Annotated in this window: 23 protein-coding genes; 7 read left to right on the forward strand and 16 right to left on the reverse strand. The window is 54.8% G+C overall.

Annotation, left to right across the window (positions count from 1 at the left end):
• Positions 1-70 precede the first annotated feature (70 nt).
• The 8 genes from ACUVTU_RS10875 to ACUVTU_RS10910 form a co-directional block, all read right to left on the reverse strand.
• Positions 71-952 carry a CoB--CoM heterodisulfide reductase iron-sulfur subunit B family protein gene (locus ACUVTU_RS10875; protein ID WP_445889987.1) on the reverse strand — a complete coding sequence of 294 codons (882 nt, stop codon included), beginning with the start codon at positions 950-952 and terminating at the stop codon, positions 71-73.
• Positions 952-1,548, reverse strand: coding sequence for a 4Fe-4S dicluster domain-containing protein (locus tag ACUVTU_RS10880; RefSeq protein WP_445889988.1), 597 nt, complete (start codon positions 1,546-1,548; stop codon positions 952-954). Before ACUVTU_RS10880 ends, ACUVTU_RS10875 begins: the two co-directional genes overlap by 1 nt.
• 234 nt (positions 1,549-1,782) lie before the next feature.
• Complete coding sequence (locus ACUVTU_RS10885) at positions 1,783-3,957, reverse strand: FAD-dependent oxidoreductase (protein ID WP_445889989.1); 2,175 nt, start codon at positions 3,955-3,957, stop codon at positions 1,783-1,785.
• Positions 3,950-5,206 carry an FAD-dependent oxidoreductase gene (locus ACUVTU_RS10890; protein WP_445889990.1) on the reverse strand — a complete coding sequence of 419 codons (1,257 nt, stop codon included), beginning with the start codon at positions 5,204-5,206 and terminating at the stop codon, positions 3,950-3,952. Before ACUVTU_RS10890 ends, ACUVTU_RS10885 begins: the two co-directional genes overlap by 8 nt.
• Positions 5,207-5,435: 229 nt before the next feature.
• Positions 5,436-7,316, reverse strand: a complete 1,881-nt coding sequence (gene aprA / locus ACUVTU_RS10895; RefSeq protein WP_445889991.1) for an adenylyl-sulfate reductase subunit alpha — start codon at positions 7,314-7,316, stop codon at positions 5,436-5,438.
• A 45-nt stretch (positions 7,317-7,361) separates the two neighbouring features.
• Complete coding sequence (gene aprB / locus ACUVTU_RS10900) at positions 7,362-7,799, reverse strand: adenylyl-sulfate reductase subunit beta (RefSeq protein ID WP_445889992.1); 438 nt, start codon at positions 7,797-7,799, stop codon at positions 7,362-7,364.
• 323 nt (positions 7,800-8,122) lie between these two features.
• Positions 8,123-9,295 carry a sulfate adenylyltransferase gene (gene sat, locus ACUVTU_RS10905; protein WP_445889993.1) on the reverse strand — a complete coding sequence of 391 codons (1,173 nt, stop codon included), beginning with the start codon at positions 9,293-9,295 and terminating at the stop codon, positions 8,123-8,125.
• Positions 9,296-9,983: 688 nt separating this feature from the next.
• A complete protein-coding gene (locus tag ACUVTU_RS10910; RefSeq protein WP_445889994.1) occupies positions 9,984-10,736 on the reverse strand; it encodes a YkgJ family cysteine cluster protein in 753 nt (250 codons plus the stop codon).
• Between the two features lie 133 nt (positions 10,737-10,869).
• Here ACUVTU_RS10910 and ACUVTU_RS10915 point away from each other — a divergent pair, with 133 nt between their 5' ends.
• Positions 10,870-11,079, forward strand: a complete 210-nt coding sequence (locus tag ACUVTU_RS10915; protein ID WP_445889995.1) for a hypothetical protein — start codon at positions 10,870-10,872, stop codon at positions 11,077-11,079.
• Between the two features lie 137 nt (positions 11,080-11,216).
• Here the strand turns inward: ACUVTU_RS10915 and ACUVTU_RS10920 are convergent, their stop codons facing one another.
• Positions 11,217-11,624, reverse strand: coding sequence for a NifB/NifX family molybdenum-iron cluster-binding protein (locus ACUVTU_RS10920; RefSeq protein WP_445889996.1), 408 nt, complete (start codon positions 11,622-11,624; stop codon positions 11,217-11,219).
• 173 nt (positions 11,625-11,797) lie between these two features.
• Between ACUVTU_RS10920 and ACUVTU_RS10925 the strand changes: the two genes are divergently transcribed.
• Both ACUVTU_RS10925 and ACUVTU_RS10930 read left to right on the forward strand, forming a co-directional pair.
• Complete coding sequence (locus tag ACUVTU_RS10925) at positions 11,798-12,343, forward strand: pyruvate kinase alpha/beta domain-containing protein (protein ID WP_445889997.1); 546 nt, start codon at positions 11,798-11,800, stop codon at positions 12,341-12,343.
• Between the two features lie 135 nt (positions 12,344-12,478).
• Positions 12,479-14,254: a sensor domain-containing diguanylate cyclase gene (locus ACUVTU_RS10930; RefSeq protein ID WP_445889998.1), complete on the forward strand. Its 1,776-nt coding sequence runs from the start codon at positions 12,479-12,481 to the stop codon at positions 14,252-14,254.
• 73 nt (positions 14,255-14,327) lie between these two features.
• Here the strand turns inward: ACUVTU_RS10930 and ACUVTU_RS10935 are convergent, their stop codons facing one another.
• The 4 genes from ACUVTU_RS10935 to ACUVTU_RS10950 form a co-directional block, all read right to left on the reverse strand.
• Positions 14,328-14,657, reverse strand: coding sequence for a YlbF family regulator (locus tag ACUVTU_RS10935; protein ID WP_445889999.1), 330 nt, complete (start codon positions 14,655-14,657; stop codon positions 14,328-14,330).
• 20 nt (positions 14,658-14,677) lie between these two features.
• Positions 14,678-15,400, reverse strand: coding sequence for an amino acid ABC transporter ATP-binding protein (locus ACUVTU_RS10940; RefSeq protein WP_445890000.1), 723 nt, complete (start codon positions 15,398-15,400; stop codon positions 14,678-14,680).
• Entirely contained in the window at positions 15,393-16,106 is a 714-nt protein-coding gene (locus ACUVTU_RS10945) for an amino acid ABC transporter permease (RefSeq protein ID WP_445890001.1), read from the reverse strand. Before ACUVTU_RS10945 ends, ACUVTU_RS10940 begins: the two co-directional genes overlap by 8 nt.
• Before the next feature lie 71 nt (positions 16,107-16,177).
• On the reverse strand, positions 16,178-16,993 hold the full coding sequence (locus ACUVTU_RS10950; RefSeq protein WP_445890002.1) for a basic amino acid ABC transporter substrate-binding protein: 816 nt from the start codon (positions 16,991-16,993) through the stop codon (positions 16,178-16,180).
• Between the two features lie 276 nt (positions 16,994-17,269).
• Here ACUVTU_RS10950 and ACUVTU_RS10955 point away from each other — a divergent pair, with 276 nt between their 5' ends.
• The gene (locus ACUVTU_RS10955; RefSeq protein WP_445890003.1) at positions 17,270-18,169 is read left to right on the forward strand and encodes a DMT family transporter; all 900 of its coding nucleotides are present in this window, start codon (positions 17,270-17,272) and stop codon (positions 18,167-18,169) included.
• Positions 18,170-18,208: 39 nt separating this feature from the next.
• Here ACUVTU_RS10955 and ACUVTU_RS10960 read toward each other — a convergent pair whose 3' ends face one another.
• Positions 18,209-18,490 (reverse strand): DUF503 domain-containing protein, encoded by a 282-nt coding sequence (locus tag ACUVTU_RS10960; protein WP_445890004.1) that lies wholly within the window; start codon positions 18,488-18,490, stop codon positions 18,209-18,211.
• A gap of 326 nt (positions 18,491-18,816) precedes the next feature.
• Between ACUVTU_RS10960 and ACUVTU_RS10965 the strand changes: the two genes are divergently transcribed.
• The 3 genes from ACUVTU_RS10965 to ACUVTU_RS10975 all read left to right on the forward strand — a co-directional run bounded on the left by ACUVTU_RS10965 (position 18,817) and on the right by ACUVTU_RS10975 (position 22,554).
• Positions 18,817-19,248 (forward strand): gamma-glutamylcyclotransferase family protein, encoded by a 432-nt coding sequence (locus tag ACUVTU_RS10965; protein WP_445890005.1) that lies wholly within the window; start codon positions 18,817-18,819, stop codon positions 19,246-19,248.
• Positions 19,249-19,376: 128 nt separating this feature from the next.
• Positions 19,377-21,290, forward strand: coding sequence for a methyl-accepting chemotaxis protein (locus ACUVTU_RS10970; RefSeq protein WP_445890006.1), 1,914 nt, complete (start codon positions 19,377-19,379; stop codon positions 21,288-21,290).
• A 127-nt stretch (positions 21,291-21,417) separates the two neighbouring features.
• Positions 21,418-22,554, forward strand: coding sequence for a radical SAM protein (locus tag ACUVTU_RS10975; protein ID WP_445890007.1), 1,137 nt, complete (start codon positions 21,418-21,420; stop codon positions 22,552-22,554).
• 5 nt (positions 22,555-22,559) lie between these two features.
• Here the strand turns inward: ACUVTU_RS10975 and tlp are convergent, their stop codons facing one another.
• Complete coding sequence (gene tlp / locus ACUVTU_RS10980) at positions 22,560-22,781, reverse strand: small acid-soluble spore protein Tlp (RefSeq protein WP_445890008.1); 222 nt, start codon at positions 22,779-22,781, stop codon at positions 22,560-22,562.
• Positions 22,782-23,189: 408 nt separating this feature from the next.
• Positions 23,190-23,480: an HIRAN domain-containing protein gene (locus ACUVTU_RS10985; protein ID WP_445890009.1), complete on the reverse strand. Its 291-nt coding sequence runs from the start codon at positions 23,478-23,480 to the stop codon at positions 23,190-23,192.
• Positions 23,481-23,876 lie beyond the last annotated feature (396 nt).

Below are 23,876 nucleotides of genomic sequence, written 5' to 3' on the forward strand. Positions count from 1 at the left end.
GGTGGGTCAGTTTTACTTGACTAGCGGGGGTCAATTCTATTTTACGATCTACAGACTAGTTCTTGGGAATTTATCTGTTAATGCCAAAGGGAGCCAGAGCTTCGTAAGGAGAAACAATCATATTTTTCAGCGCCCAGGCGGCCGGCGGCAGGTCAAAGGCAATGGCCATAAGCTGGGTGAAGAAGAGCACCGGCAAATTAAAGTTTTTGCCAAACTGCTGGTTGACCATGCCCTGATAAGCGTCCAGGTTGAGCTGGCACATCGGGCAGGGTGTAATCAGTATTTGAGCTCCGTTGTCCAGCGCACACTGCAGTATATCATTTCCGGCGGCCAGCACAATATCGGTGGCAGTCAGAGCCTGGGAACTGCCGCAGCATTTGGCTTTCATGGGGAAGGGCACCGGAGTGGCCCCCAGCGCCTCAATCAGTTTATCCATAAACACCGGGTTTTCCGGATCGTCAAATTCCCAGGGCACCGCCCGCACTGTCTGGCAGCCTACATAGCCGGCCACTTTTAGCCCGGTCAACGGTCTTTTTACTCGAGCGGCAATTTTATCCAGACCAATGTCGTTGATCATCACTTCCAGAATCTGACGTACCCGCAGTGTACCGTTGTAGCGCAGGCCGCCGGCAGCCAGAGCCTCGTTGGCCATTTGCCGGAAATGGTCATCGGTCTGAAAGCGCCGGTTGGTGAGAGCCAGGCTGAAGTAGCAGGAACTGCAGCCCACCAGCACATCGTAGCCTTTGGGCTCGGCCAGAGCTAGATTGCGGGCCGCCACCACCTGCTGGGTGAAATCTCCCACCACGCCCGAGGCAATGGTCGCGCCACAGCAGTTCCAGTCGGGAATTTCCTCCAGGTGCATACCCAGTGCCTCGGCTACCACCTCAATGGATTTCAAATAGGGCACGGCGGTCCCTTCCATGGAGCAGCCGGGATACAGACTGTATTTCATCATTTGGCCTCCTTCCGCTGCAGGGCCTGGGCTTTTTCAATGATCTGCTGCAGTTCCTTCAGGCCCTTGATCTTGCGCGGCGGCACCATGGGCAGGCGGCCGTGCTTGAGCATGTTCATTCCCAAATCCTTCATCTCAAAGGCCTTCTTAATCTCACCCCAGCCGCGCTTGAGGTAATAGCGCGCCATAACGCCTCCCTCGAAAGCCCGGCCGCGGCTCAGTACCTCCTGCCAGAAGGCCTGGTAGAAAGCCGCCTGGGGATAGGAAACATAATTATGGGCAATAGCCATGTTTTTCAGGTCGTGCATTACGTCCACCAGAGGGATACCGCGCGGACAGCGCACCTTGCAGGTGCAGCAGGAGGTACACATCCACATAGTGTTGGAACCCAGGACTTCATCCTTCTTGCCGGCACGCACCAGGTTGAACAGGCGGCGCGGCGAATGGTCCATCAGGTCCCTGGTGGCGCAGGAAACGGCACACATGCCGCACTGCATGCATTTTTGCGCCAGCCGACCGTTTTCCGTACTGAAAAATTCCCGGGCAAAACCCTGATCATATTTTACGGGCGCAGAGGAAACATGGTTATCTGCCATCTCAAAATCTCCTTTGGCCAAAAAAATTTTTGTCCGGGGAAAAAGCAAGATAACTACACCTGTTCATTATTGGAGCAAAGAATGCGAGACGGCCTCGAAAAAGCCGCCCCGCCAAATTCTACCCCTTTTAGTCAGCCAATGCACTTATCCCCGCAGTACATTATATTCGGCCATTTTCTCTATTGCCGGGGTCGCGTCGGGCGCGCCCCGGCCTCCTTTATATCTGTCCGCTATCTAGAAACCTTTCATCGGGTTGGGACCAAATTCCTCAATCTTTTCGATGAACTTTTCAATGATCCCAGGGATTTTGTCATAATCCATGATACTGACTTCTTCCATCTGTACGCGCTCGGATTCCAGTCCCAAACGGTCCAGCGTCTCGGAAACCTTGGAGAGGCGGATGCCGGCCAGTTCGGAACCTTTCATAAAGTGGCACTGGTAGTCATCGCCGTGCTTGCAGCCCAGCAGCAGCACACCGTCAATACCCTTGGACATGGCATCGTTGACCCAGACCAGGTTGAGGGAGCCCAGGCAGCGCACCGGTATAATGCGCACCCATTTGCTGTAGTTCAGGCGGTTGATGCCGGCCATATCCAGCGCCGGAATGGCGTCGTTTTCGCAGGCAAAAATCAGCACGCGCGGCTTTTCCTCATCCTCTTCCGGTACCTCGATGGCCTTGACCATATTGCCGATCATGGGCACGGAGTAGTTCTTGAAGGAAATAATCCGCTCCGGACAGGCACCCATGCAGGTACCGCAACGGCGGCAACGGGTCGGGTTGGGCAGCGGGTTGGCTTTCTCATCTTCGTTAATGGCCCCGAAGGGACATTCTTCGGTGCAGCGCTTGCACTGGGTGCAGCGGGTCATCATGAATTCGGGGAAGGACAGGTCGCCCGAACGCGGATGCACCGCCATACCGCGCGCTGTCATTTCCACACACTGAATAGCTTTCAGGGCCGCTCCGGTGGCATCCTCCACTGCTTGCAGCATGTCCATGGGACGGCGCACACTGCCCGCCGCATAGATGCCAGTGCGGCGTGTTTCATACGGGAAGCAGATAAAGTGGGAATCCGGGAACCCGTACTTGAGGGTGGGCAGTTCCGGTCCCTGCCGGTATTGCAGGTTCAGGATACGGGTCTGCTCCTCGGGGGGCAGGTTTTCGTCCACCAGTGTGGAAGGCACCATACCGTTGGCCAGCACCACCACATCCACCTCGTCCAGCAGTGTGGGGGCACCCATCATCAAATCCTGGGCGCTGATAGCCAGCTTGCCGCCTTCGCCTTCCTCAATGGATTCCACATCGGCCTTGACGAACACCACGCCCCGCATCTGGGCCTGTTTGTAGAAATGCTCGTACTGGCCGGAGGAGCGGATATCTTTATAAAAGACATATACCGCCGCCTCGGGGTTTTGCTCCTTCACATACAGGGCCTGCTTGATGGACTCCACGCAGCAGGCCGCCGAGCAGTACGACAGATGCTCGGGATCGCGCGAACCGGCGCACTGAATAAAGGCTACCTTGGCCGCCTCCTCCTGGCTGGAAGGACGTACAACTCTGCCTGCGGTTTTGACCAGATCTTCCAGCTGGGCCTGAGTGACCACATCGGCGAACTGGCCATAACCCAGATGGCCCAGCTTTTCCGGATCGTAGGGTTTGGCCCCGGTGGCCAGGATGATCGCCCCCACCCGCTCGGTCACCGCACCGCCGGACGTATTGATGGTTACATCAAACATGCCGGGGGCACCAGCGGTAGAGGCAATGGTGGCACCGGTATAAACCTTGATCCGCGGGTTGTCGTTAATAGCCTGCACTCTAGCCTGTACGTCGGGATCCTGTAACTCGGTAAACGGAGCTGCCAGCGGCGCAATTTTGTACACCCGGTTCAGCCAGCCGCCCAAAGCGTTCTCCTTTTCCACCAGCACAACCTGATGTCCGGCGGCAGCAGCCTCCAGAGCCGCGGTCATACCGGCCAGACCGCCACCCACCACCAGGATGGATTTGCTCAGGTTTTCCCCAATAAAGGGTTCCGGCAGTTCCAGGTTCTTGGTCTTGGCCAGGGTCATGCGCAGGTAGTCCTCGGCCATCATCTGGGTATCTTCATCATCGGGCGGCTGGGTCCAGATCACCTGCTCGCGCAGATTAACCCGCTCCACCAGAATTTCCGGGCCGAAGTCGAAGTGGTCATAGTTCACCCGCGCCGAACAGCCGGCAATAACCACCAGGTTAACGCCTTCCCCGGCCAGGTCCTGTTTAATCAGTTCAATACCTTCGGGAGCGCAGAGCACGTCGCAGGTCTTGACAACCGGTACTTTGTATTCCTTGGAGGCAACTTTGGCCAGGGCGTCCACATCCAGAGCCTCGCCGATGCCACAGCCTTTACAAATATATACGCCAACCTTCTTAGCCATTTTTCTGCCCCCTCACCGATTGAATCGCCTTAAGTGCCGCTGCGGTAGCATCCTGAACACAGGCCGCCACATCCATCGGCCCGCTCGCACAGCCGGCCGCATAGATGCCCGGCAGAGCACTCGCTACAAAACCATCCTCGTCATAACCGGCCTCGGCCGGGATCGGCCCGGCTGCGGTAGCGGGTTGCATACCGGTAGCCAGCACAACCAGGTCGTAGGTTTCTTTGGTCAGCTGCTGGGACAGCTGGTCTTCCGCAATGACCACCAGATTGCCGGTGGCCTGGTCTTCCAATATTTCACCGGCTTTGCCCTTAATAAAGGTAACATTGGCCGTTTCCTTAACTTTGGTATAGAAGTCTTCGTGTTTGCCCCGAGAGCGAATATCAATATAGTAAATGGTAATCCTGGCATTCGGGTACTGTTCACGTACATACAGGGCCTGCTTCAGTGTGGCCATGCAGCAGACCGTGGAGCAGCACTTGAGGTGGTTTTCATCCCGCGAGCCGGCGCACTGTACAAAAGCGATGCTGGTGATCTCCTTGCCGTCGGAAGGCCGGACAATTTTCCCTTTGGTAGGACCATTTACCGCCGCCAGGCGTTCCAGCATCACATTGGTGATCACATTGGGATAGCGTCCAAAACCGTAATAGGCCAGCTTGCTGGCATCATAGGGTTGCCAGCCGGTGGCCCAGACTATGGAACCCACCTGCAGGGTCATGGTTTTGGGCTGCATATCCAGCTCCACAGCTTTTACCGGGCAGACTTCAGCACACTTGCCACAGGACGCCCCCTGGCAGGCGGCTCCATCGATGACATACTTGAAGGGGAAAGCAAATTCGTGCGGCAGGTACACGGCTTTGGTTTTGTCCAGATCATAGTTGAAAGAGTTGCTTCTCTCCGCCGGACAAACCTCTACACACTTGCCGCAACCCGTGCATTTTTCATTGATGTAGCGCGGGTTCAGTTTGACCGTGACAGTAAACTCCCCTTCCTGCCCGGTGATGCTTTCCACTTCGGCTAGCGTGAAAAACTTGATGCGGGGGTTACTCCGAATGCGCTTGAAGTTGATCTCCAGGCCACAGTTGGGAGGACAGAGCTTGGGGAAATACTGGTTGATTTGTGCCACTTTGCCGCCCAGATAGGGGTTTTTTTCCACGAGGAAAACATCATAGCCCACTTCGGCCGCTTCAATAGCCGCTGTCAGGCCGCTGATGCCCCCGCCGACGACTAAAATGCTAGAATTTCCCATATCTATATCTCCTTATATCAAAATGGCATAGCTTCCTGCAATTGAAAATTTATTGCCTGGAAAAAAACGCCAGGCGCACTGTTGTTGCAGGACGCCTGGAATTATAAATCGTCAAAGCTGCTGAGAAGTCTACGAGCAGATCCTGGATGGTACGCGGTGTCGCAGCGGCGGGCTGCGACACCGCACAAGCTACCAGTTCCTGCTGTCTTAATGATATATTGTCAGCTGATTAGTCGATCAGGGTGATAATGGGCTTCTTGAATACCGACCATTCGCCGGTGTTGGGATCCCACTTCAGGTTGACGAAGCAGAGCCAGTTTTCTTCGTCCAGTTTCGGATAGTCGGAACGGAAGTAGTAACCGGGCCACCGGGTTTCTTTGCGGAAGTCCACAGCCAGGATGTGGGCTTCGGCCTGCCAGGTACGGTGGATGTTTTCCCATACTCTCATCAGTTCGTGCAGGTTGCGGGCAGCCAGTTTTTCGGAGTCTTCCTTCAGATAGCCCAGCAGTTCCTTGGCCCGGTCGATCATGGCCTGGTTGGTGGTGAAGTTGGCCGACACGCCACCCATGTACTCGTCCATGATCTTCTGCAGGCGGAACATGTACATCCGCGGCAGGATGTAGTTCGGGTTGACTTCGGGATCGGTGGTGAAGTCTTTATGCTGCTCGAACAGCTCCAGCGGCTTGTAGGTGCGAGCCTTCAGCTCTTCCACCTTGGCCATGTCCACATTGGGCTGGGTGTTGTTTTCCAGGATGAACTTGATGGCAGCCTTGGCGGCAATCCGGCCTTCAGCGTGGGAACCGGAGGAGAACTTGTGGCTGGAAGCACCGGAAGCGTCACCGGCGGCAAACAGACCCTTGACCGTGGTCATGTTGGCATAGCCCCAGAAGTACTCAGCGGGAGCCAGATCTTCCGGACCGGATACCCAGGCGCCGGAAGCACCGGAGTGCGAGCCGATGAAATAAGGCTCGGCGGCGGCGATTTCGGAAGGCTTCTTCTCGGGCTCAACGTTGGTGGCAGCCCACAGCAGAGCCTGTGAAATGGTCATGTCGAGGAAGTCTTCCCAGGCTTCGGCTTCCAGTTCTTTCATTTTCTTCTTGAAGGCCTTCTCATCATCTTCGTATTTCTTGGCCAGGTTGGCAATGGCTTCTTCGGTTCTCATGAACAGGGGGCCTTTGCCTTCAAAGACATCCAGCATGCCCAGATAGTTACGCAGGTTGGCCGGGATGGGCTTCACAGCGCCATACTTGCCCCAGTTGGCCAGCTCATCGCGGCGGGTAACCATGTACTCTTCGCCAAACGCGTTGGTGGCGCGGGATTTGAAGAGCAGGAACCAGGCGCCAACCGGACCATAGGCATCCTTGAAGCGAACCGGGATGAAGCGGACTTCCTGACAGGTCATTTCGGCACCGGCGCGAATGGTGAAGTAGGTGGAAGAACCAGTGCTGAACGGCGGGTACCAGGAACGGCCCAGACCTTCACCGGTGGAACGCGGCTTGAATACGCCCACGCAACCGCCCATGGCGGCCAGAACGGCTTTGGCCTTGAATACATAGAACTTGTTCTCGCGCACGCTGAAGCCCACAGCGCCGGCAATGCGATCGCCGTCCAGCAGCGGCTCGATCACAAAGACGCGCTCGTAAATATTGTCCATGCCCAGAGCGTTCTTGGCAGCTTCGGCCACGATCACCTTGTAGGATTCACCGTGGATCATGATCTGCCAGCGGCCTTCGTTCACATACTCGCCGTTTTCATCTTTCCAGATGGGCAGACCCCATTTTTCAAACAGGTGCACGGTGCTGTCCACGTGACGGGCGATGTTGGCCACGAGGTCGTCACGGGCAACGCCCATCAGGTCGTTTCTGACGTAGCGGATGTAGTCTTCCACAGTGTTTTTGCCTTTGGCCAGGCCGATATACTGGTTGATAGCGGACAGACCCATACCCACGGCGCCGGAACGAACCATGGAAGCCTTGTCCACTAGAGTAACCTTCAGGTTGTACTTCTTGCCCCAGTATGCAGCTTCCACAGCCGCGCCGCAAGCAGCCATGCCGCCGCCCACGATCAAAAGATCAGTGGTTACTTCTACAGTTTCAAAGTTCATCGGCATTTATATTTGACCTCCTCTGTTAAATTCTTCTAAAAATCCATGCCCTTACTTCTTCAGGGTCCAAACTTCTGTGCCCAGAGAAGCGGGTTCGGTGAACAGGGTCTGGTCATTGATATCGCCGGCGTATTCAAAGCCGCCGCTCGGTTCGGCTGTACCTTCTTCAGTGGTGCGGATGGGGAACTTGAAGCGCTTGACCATGCCGTTGCGGAACTTGATGGTCCACATGATGCTGTCGGAACCGCGCAGCGGGGTGCAGCTGGCGCCCATGGGAACGAAGTCGGCATAACCGCGCAGATCCATGGCTTGCTGCGGGCAGGCCTTGGCGCAGCACAGGCACTCCCAACACGCCCAGGGGTCACGGTTGTAGGCTTTCATTCTTTCTTTGTCCAACACCATCAGGTCGTTGGGGCAGGCGTACATGCAGGCAGTTTTGTCCTGCCCTTTGCAGCCGTCGCATTTTTCCACCATTACAAAAGTCGGCATTATTTAACCTCCTGTTCCCTTTGTTTTGAATTTTCGACCCCAGCGGGGCCAAACTTGCTCACCGGCAACCGCACCGGCAGTCGCCGGATAAAATTTGCTCTGCTGCTCATAACCTCATCTGGGCCCTGCCGGGCCCTGCCCAGCTTCAGTCAGTAAAATCAATCAGTCTGCCAACCAACCAGCTTTACTGTACCTTTTCTGGAGCATCACCTCCCGCACTACGGGATGTCCCGGGGTTATGAGAGCGAAAACTTATATGGCAGGTTTGCTGCGCAGCCAGGCTGCGCAGCAAATCGCATTGCTTTAAGCGGTAAAACGGGAGATTACTTGTTCAGGCTCTGGTAGTACTCCATGAGTACCTTGAGCACTTCGGGACGGCTGAAGTTAGCCGGAGGCATTTCACCGGCGGCCAGCATGGCCCGCAGCTTGGTGCCACTGATATTCAGTCTGTCTTCTGCACTGTGCGGGCAGGTCTTTTCGGTGGTCATGCTCTCGCACTTGTTGCAGTAGAAGGCAGAGGTAACCTTAATGGGCTGACAGAGAATCTCGCCCGGCTTGAACTGATCGAACAGTTCCTGGGCCTGATAGGGGGTGTAATAGCTGCCCACGCCGGCATGGTCGCGGCCGATCAGGATGTGGCTGCAGCCAAAGTTTTGCCGGAAAATGGCGTGCAGAATGCCTTCACTGGGACCGGCATAGCGCATTTCCATGGGATAAACGCGCATTACCGCGGTGTTCTTGTTGAAGTAGTTGTTGAGCAGAATTTCGTAGCACTTGAGGCGCACTTCGGCCGGGATGTCACCGGGCTTCAGTTTGCCCACGATGGGGTGAATGAGCAGGCCATCGCAGATCTCGTTGCCGATTTTGCAAAGAAACTCGTGGGAGCGGTGCAGGGGGTTGCGGGTCTGGAAGGCGGCTACAGTAGCCCAGCCTTTTTCGTCAAACAGAGCCCGGGTTTGGGCCGGAGTGGCATAATAGGCACCATACTTGCTGGCATAACCCATCTGGCTGAAGGTAACTACCTGGCCACCTACGTTTACATCGCCCTGGGCCATAACCTTTTGCACGCCGGGGTGTTCCTGATCGTCGGTAAAGAATACTTCCTTGCATTCCTTGGTTTTGTCATACTCGTATTTATCTCCGACGGTGAGGATACCGACGTATGTATCCGTCTCATCGTCTACCAGGGCAACTTCCATGCCTTCTTTCAGGTCAGCCGCCTGCTCTTTGGTAACCGACAGGGTGATGGGAATGGGCCAGGCCAGACCGTTGGCCAGGTGTTTGGTGTTGACCACGCTTTCATAGTCTTCTTTGCCCATAAAACCGGTCAGCGGGCTGAAAGCACCCATACCGATCATGAGCAGGTCGGAGGTTTCTCGAGAGGTCATGCGAATAACCGGCAGGGTTTTGGCTTTGGCCAGGTATTCGGCACGCTGCTCTTCGGGTACCAGAACAGGAGTCAGTTTACCACCATGCGGGGGTACCAGCTTGGACATTGAACAGGCCTCCTCTTTTTTGTTTTTCCACCCTATTCTCCGCAGCTAGAAACAATTTAATTATCAACCGGCCCCGCAAATTCAGACCGGTCAAAAACCATGTCGGATTCATTTTGCCTGTGTTAAATTTTAGGCTAATTACAATATTCTTTCTTTAACAGATGCATTACCGCGGGCGGTCAGGCCGGTCAACTCATTCCACCAGAGTATCTTAAGCATCCCAACCCCACCCAAGGGAAAGCATTGTGTCGAAAAATGTCGCCTATTTGCTATTCCCCTGAAGACAAGCATTTTATAATAAGTACAACCAGCATGACCATACTATAGCCGCTACGGACAACACCTGCTACAAAGCACAGTCCCTGCTATATTCGACATCTGAACGGCAACTTCCTGCTAGTAAGGTTTAAAAGCTGTGCGCCGTGCAAAACACAGGTGCAGGGTAGCTATTGCCCATATTTGTGATAGTTCCACTTATCACTTTCCCTTTGCACCCAACGGGTGCTTTATCTGTTTTCCACTGCCTGGCGAGCTGACCGGGAAAGTGCTTTCCCGGCAGTTCGCCCGCAATATTCTGCTGTTCACAGGCTAAATATTATTCTTCGATGACAAAAATATATCACGGATTTGTCCCATTGACAAGCACCTATCAACATTTCAAGGCTAAAAATAAACTGCTCGGCACCCATTACAGACTGAACTGCCGGGCCTTGCCCATGATTTCACGCAGGGTAGCGCTGTCTCCCCCACCGGCCAGATATTCTTTCATCACTTTGATGCGCCGCTCCACTGCTCCGCGCGGCAGTACGGTCAACGCCAGATGACGGGCCAGGGGCTCGAAAGTGGTACCACTCTCCACCAGCGAGTAGTCCAGGCCAAACAACCTGCTCTCCAGCGAGGCCACCTCGGCCAGCAACACGGCCTGCAATTCCGGGGTTATTTTCTCACCACCCAGCACCTTCACCTGCTTGCATTCCGGCAAACGAAAACCCAGCACTTCCGGCGGTATTTCAATGCCGTGCTTTTCCCGGTAATGCCCGGCCAGCCGGGCCAATTCCTTTTCCCTTTCGTCATCACCCGCCCGCACCCTGGTCAACCCGTAGGCCCGGCAGGTCAGCGGCCTGACTGGATAGACCAGACACAGCTTGCTTTGGGGATCGACAAATGGGCAAACCACATTGATGTCCAGCAGTTCTAGATAGAAATATTTAACCGCCCGTTCCACCAGATCGGGCAGCAGATGCGTCAGGTTCTGGCGCAGATAGTTGAACATGTACAGGTATTCAATAACATAGGCCGGCGGGGGTACAGTGCAGCACCGGGCACACTGCCGGCACAACGTGGGCGGAAAGCGATCGTAAGTTTGCTGCAGTTCGGCAAACAGTCCGTGCTTTTCAGCATAGCTGAGTTGCGGGTATAATTTGTCCAGCGCTAACAACAACACCACACTCCTGACTGTTGATCAAACATAAAAGTTTGTGCATGTCATTCATTTTAACATTGCCCCGCTATTTTGGGTAAGCATATTTTTTGCAAATGCGGTCATTTTTTCTCATGATAGGAGATGATCCGGCATGCTTCTGCTGGCGGTTATCCTGCTGCTTGCGGCTACTCTTCTGGCGGTAACCTCTCTGATCTGGCTGGCGGTTTCCGCCGCCCGCCAACCCGACCAGCTGTCCGGGCTGGATTGGCTCTGGCTGAAGGAGCAAACCGGCCCCGGAAAAATGCTGGGGCTGAGCCTGGCCTTAAGCCTGCTGGCCCTTACTCTGGCCTGGTTTAGATAATAAAAAAGCGTTCCGGAACCTTGATTGCCGGAACGCCCCTGGTGCTGCCAACCAACCGGTAACGGCTCCGGGGTATGCCCGAAGCCGGACGAACGTGACGGCAGCACAGCTGTACGAAAATGTTTTTGGCAACTTGCTCAGTGATGGTGCCCGCAGCCGTGGCCGTGCGAGTGTGTGCAGTCACCGTGGTGATGATGATGGTGGTGATGTTCATGCCCGCAGCTCACCTGCCGTGACGCCAGTTCCCCCCGGGCACAGGCCAGGGCCAGCTCCTCCACGTTGCCCTGTTGCCCGGTAATCGTCTTGAGCCCCAGCGCCTGCAGTGCCTGCAGTGCCATGGGGCCAATCCCGCCCAAGACTACTACATCCACATTCTCCCGGGCCAGCAGACCGGCCAGCCCTTCGTGATTGTGCTGCAGGTTGGCCGCCGAAATGATTTTCCGGTTAGCTATATTACCGTCTTGCACCTCAATAATGATGAACTCTCTGCTACGACCAAAGTGCTGGTTAAGCTGCCCGTTTTCGTAGGGCATGGCTATTTTCACTGCTGCTCCTCCTCTTTATGAACGTATTCTCATTTATATTTTAGTTATGTATCACGCATATGTCAACAATTATTTTTCCCTTTTTGAGCGCGCCAAAACAACTGCCGGTACTGGTACAAACTGCCTGGCAGTGTTAGAATAAATTCCAAAAATCCACAGGGAGGAGGAAACCAATGTATTTTGCTCAAAAAGGTCCGCTCAACACTGAACAAACAATCGAGCTGGCCGTAAAAAAGGCACAGGTGCTGGGAATTACCCACCTGGTGGTGGCCTCCTGCAGCGGCGAGACGGCCCTGCGCTGCAGCAAATCCGGACTGCAGGTGGTCTGCGTCAGCCACCATGTGGGATTTGGCGGAGCCGGCGTGGATGAAATGAGCCCGGAAATGCGCCGCCAGCTGCAGGAAAAGGGAATCCCCGTATTAACCACCACCCATTTGCTGGCCGGGGTGGACCGGGGGGTGCGCAACAAGTTCGGCGGGGTCTACCCGGCGGAAATCATGGCCCAGACGCTGCGCATGCTGGGCCAGGGACTAAAAGTTTGTCTGGAAATATCGGTCATGGCTCTGGATGCCGGCCTGATCCCTTATGGAGTGGATGTGGTGGCCATTGCCGGAACGGGCAGCGGGGCCGATACGGCCGCCGTCATTCGACCGGCCCATGCCAGTCAGATTTTTGACAGCAAAATCAAGGAGATTATCTGCAAGCCATTTAATTTCTAAAATTAACCATTCCTGTTTCAGGAACCGGCAGGAAATTTTATAGGCCACATTGAATAATAATATTATGATTATTAAGATTTTTCCGGCCAGATGGGGCCAGAAAAACCGAGTCCCGTGACAGGTGAGGTGGAGCAATTGGCCGCACCCTGGTTTATGTCCGCACTGCTGGATTACATCAGTGACGCCGTGCTGGTGTGTGACCGAAATGGAAGAATCGTCTATATGAATTCCAGTATGCAGCGACTTGCGGGCCTTTTCCATCCCGGCCAACCCTCCTGCCACGAAGCGTTCCCGCAGCATTGTGCCAACTGCGCGGTCTGCCCCTTCGCCTCTCTGACCACCAGTCCGGCACACCTGCCTGCCGAGATAACCCTGACCACCGCCCGGCAGAAGACGGTAACCGTCCGCTGCCGGACCCATCTGAGCCTGCCGGGCACACCTCCCCTGCCCGGCCTGCTGGTCGTCCTGCAGAATATTACCACTGTAAAGACACTGCAGGAAAAATATCGCCAGGCCCTGCTCGCCCTGAATCAACAGATCCTGAAACAGCAAAAGCTGCAGGAAGAGCTGCAGTTTTCGGAAAACCTTTACCGCACCATTCTGGACTACACCGGCATGGCCGTAATTTTGATAGAAGAAGACCACACCATCAGCATGGTCAACCCGGAAGTGTCCAGACTGTGCGGCTTCCAGCCCGATGAACTGCTGGGCCGCAAGTGGGACGAGTTCGTCCACCCGGCCGACCTGCCCTGGATGCAGGCCCTGCATGCAGCCCGCCGCACGCCCGGGCAAAAGGTGCCCAACCACTATGAGTTTCGCCTGCGCTGCAAGGACGGCAGTTACAGAAACATTTTTTACAGCATCAGCATCATCCCCGGCAGCCGGCAGAGTGTGGGCTCCATGCTGGACATCACGGAAAGGTACCGCATGGAAAAGGCGCTGCGCCAGTCGGAGGAGAAGTACCGGCTGCTGGTGGAAAGTATTGCGGATGGTTTTTACGAAACCGATTTAAAGGGGCGGATTGTCTTCTGCAACAGCGCCCTGTGCCGGATGCTGGGCTACAACCGGGAGGAAGTGATTGGGGAAAGTTACAGCTTGATCGTGGATGAAGAAAACCGCCGCAAGGTTTTCCGGGCTTTCAACAGCGTCTACAGCACTGGACGGCATGAAAAAGGCTTCACCTGGGACTTGATCACCAAGGATGGGGAATCCAAAACCGTTGAAGTGTCCATCTCCCTGCTGCGCAATGAGCAGGACGAACCCACCGGTTTTTGCGGTATTATCCGCGACATCACGGAAAAACAGGCCATTACCAGAAAACTGCGCGATCTGAGCATCAAGGACACCCTGACCGGGCTCTTCAACCGCCATTATTTCAACGAAAAGATGCAGGAACTGGCCTCACCCCGCTATTCTCCGGTCAGCATTATCTGCTGCGACCTGGACGGCCTCAAGTTTGTCAATGACACCATGGGGCACAAAACCGGCGATTACCTGCTGCAGGTAGCGGCAGCCATACTCAAAAAATGCTTCCGCAGTGATGACACCATCTGCCGCCTGGGCGGGGACGAATTTGTGATTCTGCTGCCCAATACGGATGCCGACGCCGCCCAGGCCGCCTGCTGCCGCATCCGGGAGCAGGTTGAGCTCCACAACTCCACCCGCCCAGAAACGCCGGTCCACCTGTCTTTGGGTACAGCCACCGGCGATACGGCCAGCATGTCCCCGGGCGAGATTTTTCGCCAGGCGGACAGCAATATGTATAAAGAAAAATTCGCCAGCAGTCAGAGCACCCGCAGCATGGTCACCCGCGCCCTCACGCGGGCCATGCAGAGGGCAGGGCGGCCGGGGTCGGACACCAGGCGCAAACTGGAGGAATTCTCGCAATTGCTGGAGAACATATTGAAATAGACGGCCCTTCCCGGGCCGGGCAGTGCTGAGAAAAGCCAGGGTTGTTACCCTGGCTTTTCTCAGCACTGCCTTTTCAGCTCAAGTCGATATGCTGGCGCAGGCGGGTCAGCACCTGGTTAAAAAGATGACTAAACCCCTGACGGGCATCAAAATAACGGCGCACGACCGGGTTGGCCAGCATATCCTCCTCCGCCTTTTTCAGCCGGGCTACATGCTCCTCGGTCAGCTGGTAACCCGTCATGTGCATGCGTTCGTAGGATTGCTGCAGCATTTGAAAGTTCTGCACCAGCTCCCGGGCGGTCGCATCGCCCTGCAGTTCTTCGCGCGCCCGGCAAAGGGCCTGATATTCCCGGCTGGCTGCCAGCAGGCGGCCGATTTCCGCCGCCCTGTCCAGTATTTTCACAGCACACCTCCACGATCATATTAAAGAATCTTGCTCAAAAAAGACTTCAACCGGTCATTTCTGGGATTGCTAAAAATGTTTTCCGGCGTATTTTCTTCCAGAATGAGGCCTTCATCCATAAACACCACCCGGTCGCCCACCTCGCGGGCAAATCCCATTTCGTGGGTCACCACCACCATGGTCATCCCCTCCCGGGCCAGGTCCTTCATCACCGCCAGTACTTCACCCACCATCTCCGGATCCAGGGCCGATGTGGGCTCATCAAAGAGCATCACTTTGGGCTGCATGGCCAGAGCCCGGGCAATGGCCACCCGCTGCTGCTGCCCGCCCGACAGCTGGTCCGGATAGGCTTCCGCCTTGTCGGTGATGCCCACTTTTTGCAAAAGCGACAGGGCAATCTCCCGGGCCTGCTCATACGGTATACCCTTCACCTTGCAGGGAGCCAGAGTGATGTTGTCCAGCACGGTCTTGTGTGGAAACAGGTTGAAGCGCTGAAACACCATCCCCACTTCGGCCCGCAGCTTGTTGATATCGGTAGCGGAATCATTGACCTTGACCCCGTCAATATATACCTCTCCCGCATCGGGCTCCTCCAGCAGGTTTATGCAGCGCAAAAAAGTGCTCTTGCCGGAACCGGAGGGGCCGATCACACAGACCACTTCCTGCGCTGCCACCCGGCAGCTCACACCCTTTAATACATGCAGGCGGCCGAAACGCTTGTGCAAATCCCTCACTTCAATCACCGGTTTTCAGCCTCCTCTCCAGGTAGTCCACCAGACGGGAAATCAGCAGGGTCATGATCAGGTAAATGAAGGCTACCGTCATCCAGATTTCAAAGGCCCGGTAGGTTTCCGAAACCACCAGCTGACCGCGCCGGGCCAGTTCCTCAAAGCCGATCACCGAGAGCAGCGAAGTATCCTTGAGCATAGCGATGAACTCGTTGCCCATGGGCGGGATAATCCGCTTAAAAGCCTGGGGCAGGATAATATAGCGCATGGCCTGACGGTGGGTCATGCCCAGTGAGCGGGCCGCCTCCATCTGGCCCCGCTCGATGGACTGGATGCCGGCCCGGAAGATTTCAGCCACATAAGCACCCGAGTTCAGGCTGGTGGAAATCACCGCTGCTACAAAAGGCGGTATATGCGTGTTGATCATCTGGGGCATGCCAAAATTTTGCATCAGAAAGTCCTGAAATATGGTCAGCACCTGCGGCCCACCGAAATACACCAGAAAGATCTGCACCAGCAGAGGGGTGCCCCGGAAAAAATCAACATAGCAGGTCGACAGAAAACTGACCAATCTTTTTTTGGAAAGCCGCCCCAGACCCAGAAACAGACCAATAACACTGCCCAGCGAAACCGCTATTACGGTAATCAGGATGGTATAACCGGCCCCGGTGAGCAAAAGGGGCATGGCTGACCAGACTACATCCAAAGCTGCACACCTCATTCCCCCAGACACCAAATATGCGTAACACACCAGGTGCTACGCATATTCGGAAGCATGAAATTTTATACGCGTTACTTGGGTGGCTCCTCGCCAAACCATTTTTTGTAAATCTGGGCGTATTCGCCGCTTTCCTTGATGGCTTTCAAACCGGCATTGATTTTTTCCAGCAGCTCGGGTTTGGACTTGGGTACGGCAATGCCGTAGCTTTCCGCTGTCAGTTTCTCACCTACAATCTTGATATCCGGGTTGCCCTGCTGGATAAAGTAAGCTGTAACCGGGTGGTCGTTGATCACCGCGTCCACACCGCCGTTTTTCAGCTCCAGCAAAGCCTGGTCGGTGTTAGTGAAGTAGCGGATCTTGGCTCCGGGCACTTCCTTGGCCTTCAGCGCACCGGTCGTACCGCTCTGCACGGCGATAGACTTGCCCTTTAGATCAGCAAAGCCTTTAATCGTGTCATTTTTGGCCTGCACAGCTACGCTGAGTCCGGACTGGTAGTAAGGATCGGAGAAATTAACCACTTTTTGGCGCTCGGGCGTAATGGTCATGGCCGAAATGGCCGCATCGATCTGCCCGGCCTGCAGCGCGGCAATCAGCCCGTCAAAAGCCATGCTCTTATACTCAACTTCCAGATTGGCCGCTTTGCCCACGGCGTGGATCAGGTCCACATCAAAGCCCACATACTGACCAGTCTTGCTATCCTGAAACTCAAAGGGAGCAAAAGTGGTATCCGAACCCACCACAATCTTCTGCGGCGCTTTTTGCTCCGCCTGGCCCTGGGCGGCATCTTTCTTTTCGGCCGTACCGGAAGCACCGCACCCGGCCACCAGCAGCATAGCCAGCACTGCCACAGCCGCCCACACTTTCCACAGCATTACTTTTTTCTGCATTTCTTAACCCCCTTAAAAACACTGATGAATAAATATAAACTAACCGCATACTTTTTCGCCATCAAAAAACAAAATCCTGCCCGGTAGAGGTCACAGCGCAAAATAAATCCGGGACCGACAGCAAAACATTTTGTGTAAACAAGCCTTGACGCAATAATTGGCGGATGAGAGAATATACCTGGTCAACTTCCGGCCGGCCCGAGTTGCGGGCCCTGTATATTACCGCCGGTATAACGCCCGGTATAATGAGTATTTTTTATAAAGTGAGTGTTGTCCATGCATTCCGGCCAGCAAATCAAGGCCGATCTGGCCCTGATCTTTGTCACTTTTGTCTGGGGAACCACTTTTGTAGTTGTACAAAACGTTTTGAGCGACATTGGTCCATACTATTTTCTGGCCATCCGCTTTACCCTGGCCTGCATACTGCTGGCCCTGCTGTTCCGCCGGCAGCTCAAACAGCTGGATTTATCTTATGCCGTGGCCGGCCTGGTCACCGGCACTGTTCTGTTCGGCGGCTACGCCTTTCAGACCATCGGCCTGAAATACACTACCGCCGCCAATTCGGGATTTATCACCGGACTGTGCGTGGTCTTCGTACCGGTTATTCTTTCTCTTTACCGGCGGAAAATACCCCCCCTGCCCCTGGCTGCCGGGGTACTCCTGGCTGCAGCCGGACTGGGCCTTCTTTCCCTGGGCGACCGGTTCGACATTAATTACGGTGATGTGCTGACCTTTTTCTGCGCCATTGGGTATGCCCTGCACATCCTGGCGGTGGCCCACTACACCAGGTTCTACAACCCCGAGCTGCTGACGATCTTGCAACTGGCGGCCGTAGCCATCTTCAGCACATTGTGCGCAGGCATCCTGGAAACACCCCCGCCCACTCTGACCCCGCGGGTCTGGCTGGCCCTGCTGGTCACGGCTGTCCTGGGCACGGCACTGGCCTTTTTAATCCAGAACAAAGTGCAAAAGTTTACTTCGCCCGTCCACACAGCGGTTATCTTCACCGCCGAACCGGTTTTCGCCGCCCTGACGGCTTACCTGGTAAACGGTGAACAATTTACCGTGCGCAAACTGGCTGGCTGCGCCCTGATCCTGACCGGTATGCTGCTCTGTGAGCTGAAAGGTTCCGACAGCAAGCCGCCACAGGATAGCCAGGAATGTGCCTCAGCCTGACCGGCCGGGTTGCTCCGCCCGACTGGTCGGGCAACCGGTTCAGATATAATTTCTCTCCATATGCCGAATTTCTACATCCGGGCAGCTCCGGATGTGCTGCAGTACCGCCTCCAGCACCTGATCCACGTGACCGTACTCACCCGCCACCGCAGCAACGGCCAGCCTGGCGCTCTGCCAGCTGTCCTGCCGGTCCACTTCGGCCACCGCTACACGATAGCGCTGATAGAGCCTTTCCAGCAGGCCCTTGATCACCCGGCGCTTATCCTTCAAAGAGCGGGAGTTGTAAATATGCAAATCCAATTCCAGGGCACCCACCGCCATTATCCGACCTCCCCCAATCATTCTGTTAATAATTTACCCGATTTGACCGGGAACAGCAATCAGGCGCACCGGGCAAACCAAACCCCGCCGCATGCCCGTAAAGACAAAAAAATAAGGCTTGTACAAGCCTTAAAGGGAAGATGAGAAGGGGTATTTATGTGAAGGAGGTATTATCTGTATTATAGGTGTACTCCCTTAAAAAAACCTTAAGCAGCGATTAATTTAGCTTTAAATTTACTTGATCGGACACCTTTTCAACACTGGCAAAATGTGAAATAATTACATCCAAACCCCATCCCCCGGGATGCTCAAGGGAGAGATATTTTGTGTACCTGAACAACCTTTTTGTTTACGGCACCCTGCTGCCTGGCCTGGCCAACTACCACCGTTTCATTGCCGCCTACCAGCCCCGGGTGTTTCCGGCCCGGGCCCGCGGCGTACTTTATTACCTGCCTCAAGACGACTATCCGGTGGTACTGGAGGGAGATGGCACCATCAAGGGCGTGGTTTTCCGCAGTGAACACATGCCGCTGATCCTGCCCGAAATTGACGAAATCCAAAAATACACCGGGGTGGAAAGCCAGAGCCATTTAATTCGGGAAATCCGGGATGTTCGTTTGCTGGAAACCGGTGAAAACATCAAGGCCCATATGTACCTTTGGCCTCCGTCCCGTGCCGACTGGCTGAAGAAAAACGGTGTGGTCATCCTGGACGGCGATTGGGCCAGGTTCCTGGGAGAGAGGGAGTCGCGCACCTAACATTTGTCGTCTCGACGACATTTTAACTGTCTATCATACGACAATTCCTTGTGTTAAAGATGTGTTATGCTAACTATTGAGGAAATATTCCACAAATAATTCACTTTAACACAAGGCGGTTGAAGAACATGCTATCCAGGTACACCCGACAGCGCCATGTTTCCGTACGCACTAAACTGGCTATCCCCATAACGCTGGTAGTCTTTCTGAGCATGACCGTAATAGTGGCCAACGGCATGTACAGGCTGCGGCAAATTATTAACACTCTGGAAGAGAAACAGCTGCTCATGACCGCCCAGGTCATCCAAAAGGACATTGAACAGGTCTATGCATCGGCCACACTGGCTCTACAGGGCATAGCCCAGAACCCGGATATTCAGGAAGCCTTTGCCCGGCGGGACAGGAGCAGGCTGTATGAGCTTACCGCACCCATCTTTAAGGAAGCCCGGAAAGCCGGTGTGGACCAGTTTCAGTTTCACCTGGCGCCAGCCATAGCATTTCTTCGCCTGCACATGCCGGATAAATATGGCGACGATCTGAGCACTATCCGCCCTACAGTTGTAGCCTGTAATAAATCCCTCCAGACGGTAGCCGCCCTGGAAGAGGGGCGGGGTGGTTATGGTTTTCGGGTGGTCATGCCCATGTTTTACCAGGGGAAGCATACTGGCAGTGTAGAGTACGGACTGCGCCTGGATGAACAAATGTTGAACAAATGGCAACATGTGACCGGGGGCCAGTTATTCATCTATCGGCGTGCCAGCAGCGATATTGCCTGGCAGGACAATGCCCGGAACAAGCTGCTGCTGGCCGGAACACAAAATGAGGACCGGTTTAACATTGACCCCAAGCTTCTGGAAAGCCTTTTTCACGCCAACCAGCAGCAGATTGTTCGTACCGCTGGTCAGCAATACATCGCTCTGTTAATTCCCCTGCACGATTTCCATAATCAGCCCCTGGGGTATATCAAGCTGGTTCAGAGCCGCGATTTTATCACCAGGGCTTTTAACAGCACTGCCACCAGCACCGGGGTTATCGTCCTGCTTTCCTTGATCATTACTGTTTCCCTGATCTTTTTACTGCAAGCCTACTTTCTTCGCCCGCTCACCCAGCTGGTGAATTGTCTTGACAACATCGCCCGGGGGGAACTGGGGGCCTGCGTCACCATTAACACAAATGACGAATTTGCTCTGCTGTCCGCCAGTTTTAACAACATGAGCCAGCATATCGCCCGGCTGATGGGTAGTATTACCATTGCCGCCGCTGATTTTCAGGACAGCAGCAGCCAACTGGCCATGAGCACCGGCAACCTGGCGGCCAATCTGCGACAGCTCAACGCTGCCGCCCAGGAGCTGTCAGGTGCCAGTCAGCAGCTCAATGCTGACACGCACACCTTAAGCCAGCAGACCTCCCGGCTGGCTGCGGAAACCGAACAAAGCCACAGCGAACTACATACCAGCATCAACCAGGTTCAGCAAATTGCCGATCAGATGAACAGACTATCACAGACTGTAGAAAAGCTGGCCGGACATTCTCACAGTATAGCGGGGATTGTCAACACTGTAACCGAAATTGCTGCCCAAACCAATTTACTGGCCCTCAATGCAGCCATCGAAGCCGCCCGGGCCGGCGAAGCAGGTCGCGGCTTCACCGTAGTGGCCGCCGAAATACAAAAGCTGGCTATATCCTCCGCCGATGCCGGCAAGAAAATCAAAGCATTAATCCAGGAAGTGATGGCAGAAATTGATCTTTTAAATCAGGGTATGACCACAGGAAAGGCAGCAGCAGCGGAAGGGGTAGCCATGGTTACCAGTTCGGTGGAAAGAATTATGGCGGTCACAGGAGGAATACAGGAAATGCTCCGCCGCCTCCAAGGCGTCTTTGCCTCTATCGACACGCTCAGCGGCGGCAACCAGCAACTGGTGGCCAGCCTGGCCGACCAGAACCAGGTGCTGGAAGAACTACATTCCCAGGCTGAACAAATGGCTGAAAAAGCCCAGAAATTAAATGAACAGCTGAATAATCAGGCCATAGTCAACTCCTGAAATGTGCTTCCACCTCCCTGATAACAGGGAGTTTTGTTTTGCCTGGCAATCTTGTTGAGTTATAATAACATCAACCGGTTTGTTCCCTGGTACCAGCCCTTGGAATATATTCAGGGGGATGATGAACATGCTGGCTTTAACCTTTGAAACCGGCCCCATTCGCCCGCCCAGCGAGGCCGGCAGCCTGCTGCTGCGCCTGACCCGCAACTGCCCCTGGAACCGCTGCGCCTTTTGTATCACCTACCGGGGACAGCAGTTCTCCCGCCGCGCCCTGCCGGAAATATTGCGAGACATTGACAATGCGGCGGCATTGCGTGAGGAAATCATGCAGCTTTCTTTCCGCCTGGGACTGGGCGGGCGAGTAGACCAGCAACTTCTCGCTCATCTTTACCAACAGGGCGGTGAATGCCACTGGCTGGTGGCCAACTGGCTGGCCCACGGGGGCAGCACTGTCTTTCTCCAGGACGCCAACTCGCTGCTCCTGCCCACCGCGGAGCTGGTGCAAATACTGCAGCACATCAAAAGGCGCCTGCCCGGTGTGCAGCGCATCACCAGCTACGCCCGTGCCTCCACCCTGGCCCGCAAAACCATCAGCGAACTGCAGGAACTGGCCGGTGCCGGCCTAAACCGCCTGCATGTAGGCATGGAATCGGGTAGCGACACAGTATTGCGACTGATCAACAAGGGCACCACGGCGGCACAGTTGATTGAAGCGGGACGGAAAGCCCGCCGGGCCGGGCTGGAAGTATCCTTCTATATGATGCCCGGACTGGGCGGCAAAGAACACAGCCAGGAGCACGCCCGGGAGTCGGCCCGGGTACTCAGCGAGGCCAACCCGCACTTTATTCGCTTGCGTACTCTCACCATATTACCCGGTACTCCGCTGGCCGGGATGGTCACCCGGGGAGAATTTCTAGAAATGAGTGAGGACGAGATTGTTCACGAACTGCGCCTGTTTATAGAAAGCCTGCGTGGCGAAGGCAGCACACTGACCAGCGACCACAGCATGAACCTGCTGGAGGAGCTGGGCGGCCGGATTCCCGACCAAAAACAGCAAATGCTGGACACCATTGAAGCATATTTAAGACTGCCAGTGGAAGAACGGCTGCATTTTCAGCTGGGCCGCAGATGGGGCCTGTACCGCCGTCTGGCTGACCGGCTGGAACCCGCCCGGCGCCGGCAGGTGGAGCAGGCCGTGCAGCAGCTCAAGGCTGGCGGCCGGCTGGAACAAACCATTGCCAGCCTGCGCCGCCAGGTACTGTAGCAACATCAGTCCCCGAATCGATCGTGATACTCGTCCTTGATTTCAGCCCGGAAACTGCGGATGGCTTCCTCCCGCCGCCGATTTTTGGCCTCTATGGCCGCCCGCTGCTCACTGTTCAGACGGGTGTTCTCCAGCGTCTCCCTGGCCTCATGCATGTTTTCAATGGTGTTGTCAATCATCTCCTGCATTTTCCGGATATTGTCGGAACGGTTATCGGGTTTGGCCATTTTGCTCCCCCCTTGTGTTATTTTTCAGGCCATAGTTTGCCCGCAGCCCGGCCTGCTTACGCATCTCGCTCTCACTTCGGTCAGGCGGCTCAATCCCAACAATAATTTACTTGTATCAATTGTTAATTTTCACTTTGCCTAAATGTCACCCGAGCAGCAAATTAAATGCGGGCACCAGGGTCAAAGACAATCAAGGCACCATAAATGTATGTCGCCAAATTGGCCCCCAAACGGCTTATAAAATCGAGTAGGAGGGTGCGGTGAGCCCCCGACCTCTCACACCACCTACCATGTGGGAGCAGGCCAGCACACTGGGTCCATTATTGCATTTCATTTCCTTTAAATCTGCTTGCGGCATTTTTTGTTTTACCTCCTGTTATTTATTAATTGAACCCGGGGAGCGGGGCTTTAGGCTGCCCGCTCCCTGCAGTTTTGGTTGAAGCTAAAGCTAATGATTGCGCCGTAGTAGGTATTGGCGCAAGTGATACGCTCCAGGTGGGCTTCCAGCCGGCCACCCAGCAGGTCCAGTACCGGTGTCAGTACCTGGGCTGACGTCTTCCGTATGTAGCCAATTACCGCACTGCCTTTACCTACCACTGTGGCCACCACAGCTATGGCATTGCTGTCAGTCAGGTTGTTCTTTTCCCGTACCAGAGTGATTTGTACCAGCTCCGGACTGTACTGTGCCAGACGCTGCAGTAGTCGCTGCCGATTGCCGAAGCTGACGCCATGTACTCTGGTCTTGAGCTTGTCCGCCCGGGCTACCTACCAGGCTAGCTTGAGGGCTTCCTCCCGCTCCAGGTGACGGGCCTTCATCAGGCTGGGCGCTAGGGTTAAGGCGATTTGTCTTTGCATTGGCGGTTCCTCCCCTATAAGTATTATTTGTCTTATATTGACCGCTATGTTCAATATCTTGGTAGCAATGTAACATAATGTGATTACTATATTAAGCATTATGATTAAGATATTGATCATATTTTTGCTTTGTGCTATTATATACCTGGATCCGTGATACCATCTCACCAATAACCATTTTCAGACATAATCTGGGTAATGTTACCTATTGCTCTGGGAATTCTGCCTAAATTTCAGTTA

It is taken from the genome of Desulfurispora sp. (genome assembly GCF_052744395.1).

Coding starts and splice junctions, on each gene's coding strand:
- ACUVTU_RS10885 (WP_445889989.1), bottom strand. CDS start 3,957: ATGGCTAAGAAGGTTGGCGTATATATTTGTAAAGGCTGTGGCATCGGC.
- aprA (WP_445889991.1), bottom strand. CDS start 7,316: ATGCCGATGAACTTTGAAACTGTAGAAGTAACCACTGATCTTTTGATC.
- ACUVTU_RS10890 (WP_445889990.1), bottom strand. CDS start 5,206: ATGGGAAATTCTAGCATTTTAGTCGTCGGCGGGGGCATCAGCGGCCTG.
- aprB (WP_445889992.1), bottom strand. CDS start 7,799: ATGCCGACTTTTGTAATGGTGGAAAAATGCGACGGCTGCAAAGGGCAG.
- ACUVTU_RS10970 (WP_445890006.1), top strand. CDS start 19,377: ATGCTATCCAGGTACACCCGACAGCGCCATGTTTCCGTACGCACTAAA.
- ACUVTU_RS10950 (WP_445890002.1), bottom strand. CDS start 16,993: ATGCAGAAAAAAGTAATGCTGTGGAAAGTGTGGGCGGCTGTGGCAGTG.
- ACUVTU_RS10960 (WP_445890004.1), bottom strand. CDS start 18,490: ATGGCGGTGGGTGCCCTGGAATTGGATTTGCATATTTACAACTCCCGC.
- ACUVTU_RS10875 (WP_445889987.1), bottom strand. CDS start 952: ATGAAATACAGTCTGTATCCCGGCTGCTCCATGGAAGGGACCGCCGTG.
- ACUVTU_RS10945 (WP_445890001.1), bottom strand. CDS start 16,106: ATGAGGTGTGCAGCTTTGGATGTAGTCTGGTCAGCCATGCCCCTTTTG.
- ACUVTU_RS10880 (WP_445889988.1), bottom strand. CDS start 1,548: ATGGCAGATAACCATGTTTCCTCTGCGCCCGTAAAATATGATCAGGGT.
- ACUVTU_RS10925 (WP_445889997.1), top strand. CDS start 11,798: ATGTATTTTGCTCAAAAAGGTCCGCTCAACACTGAACAAACAATCGAG.
- tlp (WP_445890008.1), bottom strand. CDS start 22,781: ATGGCCAAACCCGATAACCGTTCCGACAATATCCGGAAAATGCAGGAG.
- ACUVTU_RS10975 (WP_445890007.1), top strand. CDS start 21,418: ATGCTGGCTTTAACCTTTGAAACCGGCCCCATTCGCCCGCCCAGCGAG.
- ACUVTU_RS10915 (WP_445889995.1), top strand. CDS start 10,870: ATGCTTCTGCTGGCGGTTATCCTGCTGCTTGCGGCTACTCTTCTGGCG.
- sat (WP_445889993.1), bottom strand. CDS start 9,295: ATGTCCAAGCTGGTACCCCCGCATGGTGGTAAACTGACTCCTGTTCTG.
- ACUVTU_RS10955 (WP_445890003.1), top strand. CDS start 17,270: ATGCATTCCGGCCAGCAAATCAAGGCCGATCTGGCCCTGATCTTTGTC.